The organism is Saccharibacillus sp. O23 (assembly GCF_002205895.1).
GTDB lineage: Bacteria > Bacillota > Bacilli > Paenibacillales > Paenibacillaceae > Saccharibacillus.
Genome location: NZ_NJDE01000023.1, coordinates 1 through 14,723, shown reverse-complemented (window position 1 = coordinate 14,723; position 14,723 = coordinate 1). Strand labels below are relative to the sequence as shown.

Annotated in this window: 15 protein-coding genes; 13 read left to right on the top strand and 2 right to left on the bottom strand. The window is 57.7% G+C overall.

What is annotated here, in order from left to right; genetic code table 11:
* Nucleotides 1-115 precede the first annotated feature (115 nt).
* Nucleotides 116-892 (top strand): type III pantothenate kinase, encoded by a 777-nt coding sequence (locus tag CDO73_RS22025; RefSeq protein WP_088490718.1) that lies wholly within the window; start codon nucleotides 116-118, stop codon nucleotides 890-892.
* Between the two features lie 123 nt (nucleotides 893-1,015).
* Entirely contained in the window at nucleotides 1,016-1,945 is a 930-nt protein-coding gene (hslO, locus tag CDO73_RS22020; protein ID WP_088490684.1) for an Hsp33 family molecular chaperone HslO, read from the top strand.
* A gap of 152 nt (nucleotides 1,946-2,097) precedes the next feature.
* Here hslO and CDO73_RS26860 read toward each other — a convergent pair whose 3' ends face one another.
* Complete coding sequence (locus tag CDO73_RS26860; RefSeq protein ID WP_179218790.1) at nucleotides 2,098-2,250, bottom strand: hypothetical protein; 153 nt, start codon at nucleotides 2,248-2,250, stop codon at nucleotides 2,098-2,100.
* Nucleotides 2,251-2,673: 423 nt separating this feature from the next.
* Here CDO73_RS26860 and cysK point away from each other — a divergent pair, with 423 nt between their 5' ends.
* From cysK to lysS, 10 genes are all read left to right on the top strand, one after another.
* Nucleotides 2,674-3,612, top strand: coding sequence for a cysteine synthase A (gene cysK / locus CDO73_RS22015; RefSeq protein WP_088490683.1), 939 nt, complete (start codon nucleotides 2,674-2,676; stop codon nucleotides 3,610-3,612).
* Between the two features lie 351 nt (nucleotides 3,613-3,963).
* Nucleotides 3,964-5,721, top strand: coding sequence for an anthranilate synthase component I family protein (locus tag CDO73_RS22010; protein WP_088490682.1), 1,758 nt, complete (start codon nucleotides 3,964-3,966; stop codon nucleotides 5,719-5,721).
* On the top strand, nucleotides 5,718-6,314 hold the full coding sequence (pabA, locus tag CDO73_RS22005; protein WP_088490681.1) for an aminodeoxychorismate/anthranilate synthase component II: 597 nt from the start codon (nucleotides 5,718-5,720) through the stop codon (nucleotides 6,312-6,314). Before CDO73_RS22010 ends, pabA begins: the two co-directional genes overlap by 4 nt.
* Nucleotides 6,311-7,237 (top strand): aminotransferase class IV, encoded by a 927-nt coding sequence (locus tag CDO73_RS22000; RefSeq protein ID WP_088490680.1) that lies wholly within the window; start codon nucleotides 6,311-6,313, stop codon nucleotides 7,235-7,237. Before pabA ends, CDO73_RS22000 begins: the two co-directional genes overlap by 4 nt.
* Before the next feature lie 3 nt (nucleotides 7,238-7,240).
* Nucleotides 7,241-8,107 carry a dihydropteroate synthase gene (gene folP / locus CDO73_RS21995; RefSeq protein ID WP_088490679.1) on the top strand — a complete coding sequence of 289 codons (867 nt, stop codon included), beginning with the start codon at nucleotides 7,241-7,243 and terminating at the stop codon, nucleotides 8,105-8,107.
* 133 nt (nucleotides 8,108-8,240) lie between these two features.
* Entirely contained in the window at nucleotides 8,241-8,615 is a 375-nt protein-coding gene (folB, locus tag CDO73_RS21990) for a dihydroneopterin aldolase (RefSeq protein ID WP_088490678.1), read from the top strand.
* A gap of 8 nt (nucleotides 8,616-8,623) precedes the next feature.
* Nucleotides 8,624-9,148 (top strand): 2-amino-4-hydroxy-6-hydroxymethyldihydropteridine diphosphokinase, encoded by a 525-nt coding sequence (gene folK / locus CDO73_RS21985; RefSeq protein WP_088490717.1) that lies wholly within the window; start codon nucleotides 8,624-8,626, stop codon nucleotides 9,146-9,148.
* Nucleotides 9,149-9,235: 87 nt separating this feature from the next.
* The gene (dusB, locus tag CDO73_RS21980) at nucleotides 9,236-10,228 is read left to right on the top strand and encodes a tRNA dihydrouridine synthase DusB (protein ID WP_088490677.1); all 993 of its coding nucleotides are present in this window, start codon (nucleotides 9,236-9,238) and stop codon (nucleotides 10,226-10,228) included.
* Nucleotides 10,229-10,713: 485 nt separating this feature from the next.
* A complete protein-coding gene (gene greA, locus CDO73_RS21975) occupies nucleotides 10,714-11,190 on the top strand; it encodes a transcription elongation factor GreA (protein WP_088490676.1) in 477 nt (158 codons plus the stop codon).
* Nucleotides 11,191-11,413: 223 nt separating this feature from the next.
* The gene (lysS, locus tag CDO73_RS21970) at nucleotides 11,414-12,925 is read left to right on the top strand and encodes a lysine--tRNA ligase (protein ID WP_088490675.1); all 1,512 of its coding nucleotides are present in this window, start codon (nucleotides 11,414-11,416) and stop codon (nucleotides 12,923-12,925) included.
* 100 nt (nucleotides 12,926-13,025) lie between these two features.
* On the opposite strand, the gene CDO73_RS21965 is transcribed toward lysS, so the two are convergent.
* A complete protein-coding gene (locus CDO73_RS21965; protein ID WP_088490674.1) occupies nucleotides 13,026-13,619 on the bottom strand; it encodes a TetR/AcrR family transcriptional regulator in 594 nt (197 codons plus the stop codon).
* 102 nt (nucleotides 13,620-13,721) lie between these two features.
* Between CDO73_RS21965 and CDO73_RS21960 the strand changes: the two genes are divergently transcribed.
* A complete protein-coding gene (locus tag CDO73_RS21960) occupies nucleotides 13,722-14,270 on the top strand; it encodes a hypothetical protein (RefSeq protein WP_088490673.1) in 549 nt (182 codons plus the stop codon).
* The last annotated feature ends 453 nt before the right edge of the window (nucleotides 14,271-14,723 follow it).

Sequence of the window (14,723 nt, the reverse complement as noted above, 5' to 3'; positions counted from 1 at the left end):
GAAGATCCGCGAAGTAGTGTCCGTTTTTGCGGATAGTGGTACAATGCAGAAGGCGGTCGAAAGGGCCGGGCAGTCGGAGATTCTCGAAGCGGCTGCAAAGGAGGATAACAACGGCGTGATTCTTGTGGTGGATATCGGGAATACCAATATTGTGCTGGGCATGTACGAAGGGGAAACGCTTCTGCATCATTTTCGAATCAGCACCAATCGGCAGGCGACAAGCGACGAATACGGGGTAATGATCTATAATCTGTTTCGTATGTCCCATGTGGATGCCGAGAAGATCGAAGGCGTCATGATCTCTTCCGTCGTGCCTCCGATCGTCAGCGTTATCGAGCAGATGTGCCGCACGTACTTGAAGAAGACGCCTCTGGTCGTCGGACCCGGCATCAAGACGGGGCTGAATCTGCGTTACGAAAATCCGAGAGAGATCGGAGCCGATCGGATCGTCAATGCCGTCGCGGCCGTCGAGCTGTACGGAGGTCCGCTGGTCGTCGTCGATTTCGGCACGGCGACGACGTTCGATTGCATCGACGCGCAAGGGAATTATCTGGGCGGAGCGATCGTTCCCGGTATCGGAATCTCGACCGAAGCGCTGTACCAACGGGCTTCGAAGCTGCCGCGCATCGAACTCGAGAAACCGAAGAAAGTGATCGGGCGCAATACCGTTCATGCCATGCAGGCCGGGATCATCTACGGGTACGCGGGACAGGTAGACGGCATCGTCAAGCGAATCCGTCTGGAAATGGATACCGATTTGAAAGTCGTGGCGACCGGAGGCCTCGCGCCGCTGATCTGCGCGGAGACGGAATCGGTGCAAGAGGTCAATCCGCTGCTGACGCTCGAAGGACTGCGTTTGATTTACGAGCGAAATCGTTTCGGTCGTGCTTAAGCGCAAGAGCGGCAAGCGAATAAGAAGCAAACGATAAACGGAAGCCCGAACATCCAAATAGATACGGACCGAAAGCGCGCCGAGAAGCGCGCGAATATCGGCCGGAAGCGGAGGAATCGACTCATGGAAAATCAAGAGCATCATCACAACGAACACGTTCATGCCGAACATACGGAAGAACGCGATTATCTGGTCAGAGGCACGGCGCTCGAAGGCAAAGTCCGCGCGTTCGCGGTGCGCAGCACGAAGTTGGTCGAAGAACTGCGTCAAAGACATGACACGTATCCGACGGCGACGGCCGCATTGGGACGTACGTTGACGACGGCGGCCATGATGGGCGCGATGCTCAAAGGCGAAGAGAAGCTCACGATTCAAGTCAAAGGCAATGGACCGCTCGGCCAGATCGTAGCCGATGCCAACGCGAAAGGCGAAGTACGCGGTTACGTGGATCATCCGCATGTCCATCTGCCGAGCAACGCGATGGGCAAACTGGACGTGGCCGGAGCCGTGGGCACCGAAGGTTTCTTGTACGTCATCAAAGACCTGGGCTTGAAAGAACCGTATCGCGGCAGCGTTCCGATCGTCTCGGGCGAGCTGGGCGACGACTTCACCTACTACTTCGCGGCATCCGAACAAACGCCTTCCGCGGTCGGACTCGGCGTGCTGGTCGCGCCGGACAATTCGGTTATCAGCGCCGGCGGTCTGATCGTGCAGCTTCTGCCGGGCTTGTCCGACGACGAGATCGATGCCATCGAACGCGCGATCTCGACGCTGCCGCCGGTCTCGGCGCTGATCGATCAAGGGCTGTCGCCCGAAGAGTTGATCAAGTGGGTGCTCCCGGACGTGCAGATTCAAGAAACGATGGATATCGTGTTCCGCTGCGAATGCTCGCGCGAGCGCGTGGAGCGGACGCTGATCAGTCTGGGCTACGACGAGATTCAAGCGATTATCGAAGAGCAGGGCGTGGCCGAAGTCGTCTGCCATTTCTGCAACGAGGCTTATCAGTTCGAACGCGAAGATCTGGAACATATTTTGGAACAGACTCGCAAATAAGAAGCGCAGTCAGATAAGAAGCACAGCAAAAAAGCCGCTTTCCGGTAGGCAGCGTCACGAGGCAGAAGCCTCTGGATCGACCTGTCGGAAAGGGCTTTTTCGTTTATCGTTCGAATATTTAACGGCTTTTGTCGGAGCAGCGCCGGCGACGGTCAGATCACCGTGCTGTTGCTGGCTTTGTCGTCCTTGCTTCTTCCCATCGATTGCAGCTGATTCATCAACTTGCCGCGCGAATCCTTGTTCCGCAGCAGATAAGCGGCTCCCAGACCTACAGCGACTCCAAGCAGTGTGTTTTTCCGTTTCATGATGTCGTCCTCCTTCATAATGTACGGATAAATTACCTTTAGGGTTGATAACGGTTGAGCTTATTTTCAAATTACCCGATCTCCGAAATCCGAAACGGGTCGGGCAAGATCGACGTTCGCCCGACCGCGCCGGTTTCGCTGCTCAATATCGCGGTTCGCGCGCGCTCCGCGTTCGTTGACAGCAGGCGTAGGGATTTGCTAAGATAAAGGAAGTTAAAAACCTACTTTTCTACTCGGATTAAGTGAGCAACGGCGCTTGTTCGGCAGCGGACCGCAGACGTCGCTCGGCTAATCTTGCGGCTCGTACGGTAAGCAGCGCCGGTGCCGCTTTTCCTTTTCTGGCGACGCGCCCGACGGACGGAACCACTCGCTCGTTACGGACGCATACGCCGCAGTTTACCCACTTCCGAAGGAGGATTTACCATGGCCAAAGTCGTTAACAGCATCACCGATCTGATCGGAGGCACGCCGCTCGTCCGTTTGAACCGAATCGTGCCGGAAGGCAGCGCGGAGATTTACGTCAAATTGGAATACCAGAATCCGGGCGCGAGCGTCAAGGACCGGATCGCGATCAGCATGGTCGAAGCCGCTGAAGCGGACGGACGTCTGAAGCCGGGCGGTACGATCATCGAAGCGACAAGCGGCAACACGGGCATCGGCTTGGCCATGGTCGCGGCGGCAAAAGGATACAAGTCGGTTATCGTCATGCCGGAAACGATGAGCTTGGAACGCCGCAACCTGCTGCGCGCCTACGGAGCGGAACTGGTACTGACGCCGGGAGCGGAAGGCATGAACGGCGCGGTACGCAAAGCGGAAGAACTGCTCAAAGAAAATCCGGACTACTTCATGGCCGAACAGTTCAAGAACGAAGCGAACGTGAAGATCCATCGCGAAACGACGGGGCCGGAGATCGTCGAAGCGATTCAATCGATCGGCGGTTCGCTGGACGCTTTCGTTGCGGGTATCGGTACGGGCGGCACGATCTCCGGAGCGGGCGAAGTGCTCAAGTCCAATTTCCCGGAAGTGAAAATCTATGCGGTCGAACCGGCGGCTTCCCCGATTCTGGCCGGCGGCAAACCGGGTCCGCATAAGATCCAAGGCATCGGCGCGAACTTCGTTCCGGAGATCCTAAACCAGAACATCTATGACGAGATCATCCATGTCGAGAACGACGAAGCGTTCGAGACGGCTCGCGCGGTCGCCAAAGAAGAAGGCATTCTGTCCGGCATCTCTTCGGGCGCGGCGGTCTTCGCGGCTCTCAAGATCGCCAAAGACCTCGGTCCGGGCAAACGCATCGTCGTGATCGTGCCGAGCAACGGCGAACGTTACCTCAGCACGCCGCTTTACAACTTCGAATCTTAATCGTCGATCTTGCGATCGAACCGAACTTCGAACAGCCCCCTCCCGTGCAATCGCATCGGCGGGGGCTTTTTGCGCGTCAGACGCCGGAGGCGGAAAACACGGACGGAGAATGGCATGGTTTGGACGGACTCGGCGGTTTTATCTGTTTCCCGTCTATTTTTGCGCTATCCGATTGAAAAGCTACAGCGTATAATGGACAAAAATCGATACTGAAAATTTGAAAGGTTACGTTGTCCAAAATCGCGGCGCAAAGCGTATACGGCCTGACGAAGCGGGGGTCCGTCATTCGAACGGACGCGCTTCGCGGGAGCCGGGCGACGTGCCCGAGCAGGCGGGAAGGAGTGCGGCAGCTTGAGCGAAATATTAACATCCCGCGCGCAGTGGGCGCAGTGGGCGGAACCGGAGAACGGGCAGAAGCATACCCGTTTTCCTTATATTCTGCGCGATCGTTTGGAGAGGCGGCCGGAATCTTGGCTTCAAGCTTGGAAGGAAGCTTCGCCGTACGCTTTCGTGTTGGAGAGCGGCAAAGAAGGCCGCTACACGTTTCTCGGCTTGGAAGCCGAATCGGTGATTCGCGGAACCGGCGGAGAAGGATCGGTGACGGACTTCGCGGGAGCAGCCGGCGAAGCGGGGCAGGGCGCGGCTTATGCCCGCGCGGAACGCGAACAGGCGGCAGGTTCGAACGGCGATTCGCATGAATCGCCGTCGGGAGCGGGCGAAGCCGCTTCGATCAGGCACGGCGCCGAGCGGCGGTTCGAAGCTTCGCCGCTCGACGCTCTTCGCGGCTGGATGGAGCCGCACCGGGCGCCCCGCGTTCCCGGCGCGCCGAAGTTCTGCGGCGGCGCGGTGGGCTTTCTCGCGTACGATGTCGCGCGTTCGCTGGAGAGGCTGCCGGCGCTGGCCGACGACGATCTGGCCAAGGACGGGCTGCCGGATTACGCCTTCATGCGGCTAAGGCGCCTGTGGATACTGGATCATCAGGAGCAGACGGTGTACTGCTCGGTGTCCGTACCGGCCGGCGAGTTCGCGCCGGGGGCTGACGGTTCGCAAGAGGCGCAGGCGGCTTCGCGCGCCGGAGCGGGGCTGGACGCGGCTTATGCGCAGGCCGCGGAAGAAGCGCGGCGCATGCTTGCGCGCTGGCGGGAGTTCGAGCGCGCCGCGCTGCCTTGGAGCCGGGAGCGGCAGGGCGAGATCGCGGCCGAAGCGGAAGAACATATGGCCGGACGCAGCGACGTGGACGGTTTCGCCACGGCGTTCGGGCAGGAAGCTTTCGAAGATGCCGTGCGCAGCATCCAAGAATATATTCGCAGCGGCGACGTGTTTCAGGTCAATCTGTCGCTGCGCAAGCAGCGGAAACTGACCGCGCCGCCGGAAGAGATCTACGAATGGATGCGCCTCGTGAATCCTTCGCCGTATATGGGCTTCCTGCGTTTTCCGGATTTTCAGTTGGTGTCCGGTTCTCCGGAACTGCTCGTTCGGCTCGAAGACGGCCGATTGGCCGCGCGTCCGATCGCCGGAACGCGCAGACGGGGCGCGAACGGCGAAGAAGACCGGCGCATGGCCGAAGAACTGACGGGCAGCGACAAAGAACGGGCCGAGCATATCATGCTGGTCGATCTTCAGCGCAACGACTTGGGACGGGTCGCCGCTTACGGTTCCGTTACCGTGCCGGAACTGATGACCATCGAGCGCTACGCGCACGTCATGCATTTGGTCTCTCAAGTCGAAGCCGATCTCGCGCCCGGCAAATCCGCGTACGACGTGATCGCCGGCGTATTTCCCGGCGGAACGATCACCGGCGCGCCGAAGGTACGCACCATGCAGATCGTCGAAGAGCTGGAACCGGTGCGCCGAGGGCCTTATACCGGCTCGATGGGCTGGATCGACTACGGCGGGAATATGGAATTGAACATTATTATCCGTACCCTCGTCGTGCAAAGCGGCGTCGGTCATATGCAGGCGGGAGCGGGAATCGTCATCGATTCCGACCCGTATCGGGAGTATCGGGAATGCCATAACAAAGCCCGCTCCGTAGGCCGTGCCGTCTGGTGCGCGGAGCGTGCCGCGGCTTCTGCCGCCGAGCAAGCGGAGGAGGGAAAAACCTATTGATTCTGGTCATCGACAACTATGATTCGTTTACCTATAATCTGGTGCAGTATCTGGGCGAGCTCGGCGAAGAAGTGATCGTGCGGCGCAACGACGAGATCGACCTCGAACAGATCCGGGAACTGGCACCCGATCATCTGCTGTTGTCTCCGGGCCCATGCACGCCGAACGAAGCGGGAATCACCCTTGACGTCATTCGAACGTTCAAAAGCGAAATCCCGATTCTCGGCGTCTGTCTGGGCCATCAGGCGATCGGCCAAGCTTTCGGCGGCCGCGTCGTTCGCGCGCAGCGCTTGATGCACGGCAAGACTTCGCCGGTGCTGCACGACGGAACGTCCGTATTCGAAGAACTGCCTTCGCCGTTGACGGCGGCGCGTTACCACTCCTTGATCGTCGAGCGGGACAGTCTGCCCGACTGCTTGGAGATCACGGCTTGGACGGCCGAAGGCGAGATTATGGGACTGCGCCATCGGGAGTATCCGATCGAAGGCGTGCAGTTCCATCCGGAATCGATCGTGACCGAATACGGTCACCGAATGCTGGCTCGCTTCTTGAGTCGCGGCCGTGAAGTCTACGCGGCGGAGGCGCGGTCATGACCGGCCGCGCTTCCGAAGCCGAAGCGCCGCGCCCTGCGGGCGGCTATCTCGGCTTGGACGGCGAGATCGTGGAACAAGCCCGCGCCGTCGTGTCCGTGATGGATCACGGACTGATGTACGGCATGGGCCTGTTCGAGACCTTCCGCACGTACGGCGGCGAACCGTTCCTTTTGGACCGACATCTGGAACGGATGGCCCGCGGCGCGCGGGAGCTCGGGATCGCGTACGATCTCGATCCCGCCGCGCTTCGCGCGGAGATCGCCGCTCTGCTGGCGGCGAACGGCCTCGCCGACGGCTATGTCCGCTTGACGCTGACCGCCGGCGAAGGCGAGCTGGGCCTGCCGGCCGGACTTTACGAGCGGCCGCGCCGCATCGTCTACGTCAAGGCCGTCCCGGAACCGCCGGCCTTCTGGCATACCGAAGGGCGCGCGCTTCAGGTGCTGCGCACCCGCCGCAACACGCCCGAAGGCGCGGAGCGTCTGAAATCGCTCCACTATATGAACGGCATCCTCGGCCGCCGCGAACTCGGCGGCATTCCCGGGGCGGCCGGCGCCGAAGGGCTCATGCTGACCCGGGAAGGTTTCGTCGCCGAAGGCATCGTCAGCAATCTCTTTTTCGCAGCCGGAGGCAGGCTGCATACGCCGTCCGTCGAGACGGGCATCCTGCCCGGCATCACCCGCGCCTTCGTGTTGGAACTGGCGGAGCGCGCCGGCATTCCGACCGAAGAAGGGTTCTATACGCCGGAAGACTTGCAGCGGGCGGACGAGATTTTCCTGACCGGATCGGTCCAAGAGATCGTTCCGGTTCGCCTGCTGCGGCAGCCGGACGGAACGGAGCAGGTTATAGGCGAAGGCCGTCCCGGACCGCTGACCGCCGCTTTGATCTTAGACTACCGCCATTACACGAGAGAAACGGAGAACTGAACCATGAAGCCAACCCTTCATATTCGGCATTACGCTTGGGGAGACGTCCGCCTCGATCTGGGGCGGGCGACTCGAATTATGGGGATTCTGAACACGACGCCCGATTCGTTCTCGGACGGAGGCCGTTATATCGACGCGGATTCCGCGGTGCGCCATGCGCGCGAGATGGTATTGGCCGGAGCCGATCTGATCGATATCGGAGGCGAATCGACGCGTCCGGGAGCCGATCCGGTCTCGCTCGACGAAGAGTTGTCGCGCGTCATTCCGGTCATCGAAGCGCTGCGGCGCGAACTGCCCGGCATTCCGATCTCCGTCGATACATACAAAGCCGAAGTCGCCCGGCTGTCGCTGGCGGCCGGCGCGCATATCATCAACGACGTATGGGGCTGCAAAGCGGATACCCGCATGGCCGAGGTCGCCGCCGAAGCCGGGTGTCCGGTCGTTTTGACGCATAATCGGCCGGACTCGAACTACACGGATCTGCTTGCCGACGTCGCCGCCGATCTGATGGAGAGCGTGCAGATCGCGCGCGCCGCCGGAGTCAAAGACGAACATATCATTCTCGATCCGGGCATCGGCTTCGCCAAGAACGGCGAGGAGAATCTTCGGCTCATGACGCAGTTGGACCGCTTGGTCGAACTCGGTTTCCCGGTGCTGCTCGGGACTTCGCGCAAGCGTTTTATCCGCGAAGTGCTCGATCTTCCGGTAAACGAAGTCACGGAAGGCACGGCGGCGACCGTCGCTTTCGGCATCGCCGAAGGCTGCCAGATCGTGCGCGTGCACGACGTCGCTTCGATCAAACGCACCGTCGCCATGTGCGACGCGATGCTGTACGCGGAACCGGGCCGTTCTTATACGGCGCTGATGTAATCTTTTCGCTGTTTGCCGAAAAACGCGTTCGATCGGATGCATCGGCAGCCGCAACCGACACTGGTCAACCTATCGGCCGGCTGCCTGCCCCGCGCGGCGGCCGGACTTTTAATCAAAAGGCGGAATCTAAGTTATGGACAAAATGATCATCTCGCGCATGGAGTATTACGGACGCCACGGCGTATTCGAAGAAGAACGCCGGTTGGGTCAGCGGTTCTATGTGGGATTGGAATTGGAAATGGATTTGTCGGCCGCGGGCCTGACCGACGATCTCGAGCAGGCCGTCAATTATGCCGAAGTGCACGAGACGGTCAAAAGCGTGGTCGAAGGCGAGTCCGTTCGATTGATCGAAGCGCTGGCCGAGCGTATTGCATCCGCGGTGCTCGGCACGTATACTAGGGTGGACGCGGCGACGGTACGCGTAACCAAGCCGCATCCTCCGTTCGATATTCATTTCGAAGGCGTAACGGTGGAGATTCGGCGAAGCAGAAAGAGAGACCTTACATGACTCCGGACATGACTTCGAATTCAACCTCTGAGCGATCAGAGGCTTATATTGCTTTAGGGGCCAATCTCGGCCGGCGCGAAGAGACGCTGCGCGAAGCGCTGCGGATGTTGAACGCCCATGCGGAGATCGAAGTGCTGCGCGTTTCCGACTTATACGAGACCGATCCGGTCGGTTACGCGGATCAGCCGCCTTTTCTGAATATGGCCGCGGCCGTAGGCACGTCGCTTGCTCCGCATAAGCTGCTCGAAGCGATGCAGGATATCGAAGATCGGCTCGGCCGGGTAAGAGACATTCGTTTCGGTCCGCGCACGGCCGATCTGGACCTGCTCTGGATGGAAGGGCTGACGATCGCCAGCGAAGCTTTGACGCTGCCGCATCCGCGGATGCACGAACGCTTCTTCGTCTTGATCCCGCTGGCCGATATCGTGCCGGAACAAGAACCTTCGGGTCTTCGGACGCTGGTAGACGATTCGTTGATCGAATTGGGCGAAGCTTCGGGCATCGTTCGTTTCGGTCCTCCGTTGTTCCCTTGACCCGCCGCAAACATCCCGCGTCCTGCGCTTGCGGCTCCATGCCGGGCTTCGGCGCGATACTTTTCACATCCAAGAGGTGATTTTTCCATGCTGAAGATCGGCAATATCGAATTGAAAAACCGCGTGGTGCTGGCTCCGATGGCCGGCGTCTGCAATCCCGCTTTCCGCCTGATCGCCAAAGAGTTCGGCACGGGTTTGGTCTGCGCCGAGATGGTCAGCGACAAAGCCATTCTTCACGGCAACAAGCGCACGCGCGAGATGCTGTTCGTCGACGAACGCGAGAAACCGCTCAGCCTGCAAATTTTCGGCGGCAATCGGGAATCGTTGGTCGAAGCGGCCAAAGTGGTGGATCAGGAGACCAACGCCGACATTATCGACATCAACATGGGCTGCCCGGTTCCCAAAGTCACGAAATGCGACGCCGGCGCCCGTTGGCTGCTGAACCCCGACAAGATCTACGAGATGGTGTCCGCAGTGACCGCCGCCGTGCAGAAGCCGGTCACCGTCAAGATGCGCATCGGTTGGGACAGCGAACATATCTTTATCGAGCAGAACGCCAAAGCCGCCGAAGCGGCGGGCGCGAGCGCGATCAGCGTGCACGGACGTACCCGCGAACAGCTCTATACCGGCACCGCCGATTGGAGCTGGATCAAGCTGGCCAAAGAATCGGTCAAGATTCCGGTCATCGGCAACGGCGACGTCGCCACGCCGGAAGACGCGCAGCGCATGCTCGATACGACCGGCTGCGACGGCGTCATGATCGGACGCGGCGCGCTCGGCAATCCGTGGATGCTGTACAGCACGATTCATTATCTGGAGACCGGCGAGCTCGTGGAAGATCCGTCGCCGGAAGAGAAGATCCGGATCGCGGTGCTGCATATGGACCGCTTGATCGCGCTTCGCGGCGAAGACGTGGCGGTGCGCGAGATGCGCAAGCACTTGGCCTGGTATCTCAAAGGACTCAAAGGTTCGGCGCGAATCAAAGATACCATTATGGAAGGAACGCGCCGCGACGAGATGGTGCGCATTCTGGACGATTACATTGCGAATCTGCCGCAGTACGCCGCCGCCGAAGCCTGATTGCTCCCCGTGGAACATTTTTCGTGTTAATTCGCAGGATTTCGACGAAAAAGAGGCCGTTTAGACGGCCCTTTTTCTTCCAAATAAAACGTTTACAATCGGGCAAGGAAACGCATTGACTTTTCGTAAGGCTTAACCTATAATTTGTCAGTATAAAATTCGCCTCAGCAGCATAAATTCCAAAATGCGGAATATTCACGCTTTGCCTGGATGCGGCATAAGATAGACGCGAACGGTGCCCGGTTGTTTGTCTCGGGCAGTCTTTAACAAGATAAGCGGATTGCGCGCCACGTTCTTGGAGATATAACGGCTTTGGCTCTGGCCGCACGTCACTATATTTCTTAAAACGAGAAGCGGAACACGTCTATTGCGTTTAAGGCGTGGTCGTTTCTATTTTGCCGTTGCCGTCTTTACAGGGATTTCGTAATTAACCGGATGTGAGAGTGCGAAAATCTACTATTCACATGACAGGAGAATCGGTACAGATGAGCGATAAAGAGGTCATTCTCACCCAGGACGGGCTGAAGAAGCTGGAAGACGAGCTGGAGAACCTGAAATCCGTGAAGCGCCGCGAAGTCGCGGAGCGGATCAAAGTCGCGATCGGCTACGGAGATATCAGCGAGAACTCCGAGTACGAAGACGCCAAGAACGAACAAGCCTTCATCGAAGGCCGCATTATCACGTTGGAGAAAATGCTGCGCAACGCGCGGATCATCAACAGCGACGATATCGGTACGGATGCCGTAAGCGTAGGTTCGACGGTATTGGTCAAAGATCTGGAATTCGGCGACGAAGTCGAATACACGATCGTCGGCTCGGCGGAGTCGAATCCGTTGGAATACCGCATTTCCAACGAGAGTCCGGTAGGCAGCGCGCTGCTCGGCAAGTCCAAAGGAGCGACGGTCGACGTGAACGTTCCGGCCGGCGTCATGCAATACAAAATTCTCGACATCAAAAAATAAAAGCAGGCTATAGGCTTCCTGCTGCCTCTTCGATCTTCTTCGGAGCGGCAGCGGAAGCTTTTTTATGTCCGAATACGCGCCCGGTGCGGTTTTCTTCGGCAAACAGACGGGTTTCGCGGTTGACGAACCGGACGGATTGGAACGATAATATAGGTTGACGATAAGCGGGGCCGGCACGGCAAGACAACGCAGGCGATCGCCAAGGACAGGAGCTGAAACACACGTGTCTGAAGAAAATACAAACCAGGAAAACCAGGAAATCGAATTGAGCGAACTGCTCAAGGTACGCCGGGAGAAACTGGGTGAACTGAAAGAGCTGGGCATCGATCCGTTCGGCGCCAAGTTCGAGCGTAACGAAACGGCCAAGGGCATCCTTGCCAAATACGATACGATGGACAAAGAAGAGCTGGAAGAGAAAGCGATCGAAGTGACATTGGCGGGTCGCATCATGGCCAAACGGGCTATGGGCAAAGCCAGCTTCGCGCATATTCAAGATCTGACCGGCCGTATTCAATTATATGTACGCAAAGACAGCGTTCCGGAAGAACAGTACGATGCCTTTACCATTCTCGACCTCGGCGATATCGTCGGCGTGCGCGGAACGGTATTCAAGACGAAGACCGGCGAGACGACGGTCAAAGTCGCGGAACTTACGGTTCTGACCAAGTCGCTGCAGCCGCTGCCGGACAAATATCACGGTCTCAAAGACGTCGAGCTGCGCTACCGCCAACGTTACGTCGATATGATCGTGAATCCCGAAGTGCAGCAGACGTTCATTTTGCGTTCGAAGATCATTCAATCGATGCGCCGTTATCTGGATTCGCTCGGCTATCTCGAAGTCGAGACGCCGACGCTGCATTCCATCGCGGGCGGCGCTGCCGCGCGTCCGTTCATCACGCACCATAACGCGCTCGATATGGAGCTCTACATGCGGATCGCGATCGAGCTGCATCTGAAGCGCCTGATCGTGGGCGGTCTGGAGAAAGTCTACGAGATCGGCCGCGTCTATCGCAACGAAGGCACGTCGACTCGCCACAACCCGGAATTCACGATGATCGAGCTGTACGAAGCCTATGCCGACTACAAAGATATCATGAGTCTGGTCGAGAACATGGTGTCGCATATCGCGCAGGAAGTCCTCGGTACGACGACAATCGAGTATCAAGGACAGCAAATCGATCTCGCGCCGCAGTGGCGTAGAGTATCGATGGTCGACGCGGTCAAGGAAGTAACGGGCGTGGACTTCGGCGTTCGGATGACCGACGAAGAAGCGCACGCGCTGGCGAAGGAGCATAAAGTTCCGGTCGAGAAGCATATGACGTTCGGCCACATCCTGAACGCCTTCTTCGAGCAGTTCGTCGAAGAAACGCTGATTCAGCCGACCTTCGTGACGGGACACCCGCTCGAGATCTCTCCGCTTGCCAAAAAGAACGAGCAGGACCCGCGCTTTACCGACCGGTTCGAGCTGTTCATCGTGGCGCGCGAGCATGCGAACGCGTTCAGCGAGCTGAACGACCCGATCGATCAACGCGAACGTTTCGAAGCCCAACTTCAGGAGAAAGAGCAGGGCAACGACGAAGCGCACGAGATGGACGAAGACTTCATTCGCGCGCTGGAGTTCGGCATGCCGCCTACGGGCGGTCTGGGGATCGGCATCGACCGTCTGGTCATGCTGCTGACCGACGCTCCGTCGATCCGCGACGTGCTGCTGTTCCCGCATATGCGGAATCTGTAGAACGTCCGAGTCTTTTCGGGATAGACAAAAGAGAAGGTGCATTTCGCACCTTCTCTTTTTTTTGCTGCTTCTGCGTCATTCGAATTCCGAGCCGTTCCGTTCATTTTCGATAAAGTTCCTCCAAATACTGATCAAGCAGTCGTTCCATGTATTCCGGCGTCATGCGTTCGGGATAGAGCAGCCCGTGCAGCGCGATCCCGTCGACGAATACCTGCATGCGCCGTCCTTCTTCCTCGGCGTCCAGCTCTTTTCTCACCAACCCCTGCTCCGCCAGAGCGGCGACGGTGCGGATCATTCCTTGATTCATTTCTTCGTATACGCGGTTGGCCAGATCATGCAGCGCGGCATCCCAGATCGACCTCGACATGAAGGCAAGCCAGACTTCCATCTCGGAACGCTTTTCTTCATTGAGAGGAAGCAGCTCCCGCATCATGTCTCGAACGACTTCCGGCATGGGGCGGTCGAAAGATAACGCGGCGATTCGTGCATTGGCCCTTTCGGAGACCAAATTCATGGAGAACAGAAACAGCTCGGATTGCGTGGAAAAGTAATGACGCATCGACCCCGGCGAGATGCCGGCCTCCTGAGCGACGTTGCGCACCGAAGCGTTTTCGATCCCGGATTGTCGGATGACTCTCCAAGCGGCTTCGGCGACTTTGATTTTTTGTTGTTCGTGATCGACGATTTTTGGCATATCTCGATTATAGCACGGTCGTACTTTTAAAGGTTTTCTTTTTGGTACAGTTGTGTTAACATGACCTATATAATACGAGTGTATTAAAAAGGAGGGGTCGAATTGATCGGTTGGTTAATCGTCATATGCGAAGTCGGATTCTGGGTGATCGTGCTGGCGGGATTGATGACGCGATATGTATGGAAGAAGAAAAAAGCGGGAGCCGTACTGCTTCTATTGACGCCCGTCGTCGACCTGGTCTTATTGGGCGCCACCGTTCTGGATATTCGTCAGGGTACCGAAGCCAATTTCATGCATGGTCTCGCTGCCGTCTATATCGGAGCCACCGTAGCGTTCGGACATCGGATGATCAAGTGGGCGGACGAAAGGTTCGCGTATCGTTTCGCTGGAGGGCCCGAACCCGTATCCCAACCCAGAACGGGCCGAGCGCACGCCGCGGCGCAAAGAAACGGGTGGTATAGACATTTGTTGGCTTGGGTCGTCGGCAGCGTTTTGTTGATCGGGATGATTCTATTGATCGGAGACGCGGAGAGATCGGAGGCGTTGAAGTCATGGATCGTTCGTTGGGCGTTCATACTCGGGATCGACTTCGTTATAAGCTTCAGCTATACGTTATGGCCGAGAAAGTCTAAAGAGATGGGGAAAGCATAAGCCGATATGCCAAAGCGTACGGGATACTGCGGATAAGCGATTATCGACGTCCGTTTTGGCGTGATCGAATAAGTTTGGAAAAAGTGCTTGCTTTCTTCATCTCAGCATGATATATTCTAGGAACGGCCTTGAGAGAGCGCCGGTGCAGTTCGAAAAAGCGAGCGAGTCGAAAAAGGAAATCGGATGAACGGTTCGAAAGAGCCTGAAAAAAGATTTCAAAAAAGACTTGCAAAACGAAAACGAACATGCTAATATATAAGAGTTGCTGCTGCGAGAAAAACTGAGCGGCGGAAACAAGAGAAACACAGTTTGCTCCTTGAAAACTGAACAGTAAGTGAGTCGCGATGATGAAGATTATCGTGAGAATATAGAGAATGAAAATTCTCGCCACGTTTTAAACGAGCACATGGTGCTTTCTTGATAAGCCGGCCTTCGGGTCGCAACTTTAATGGA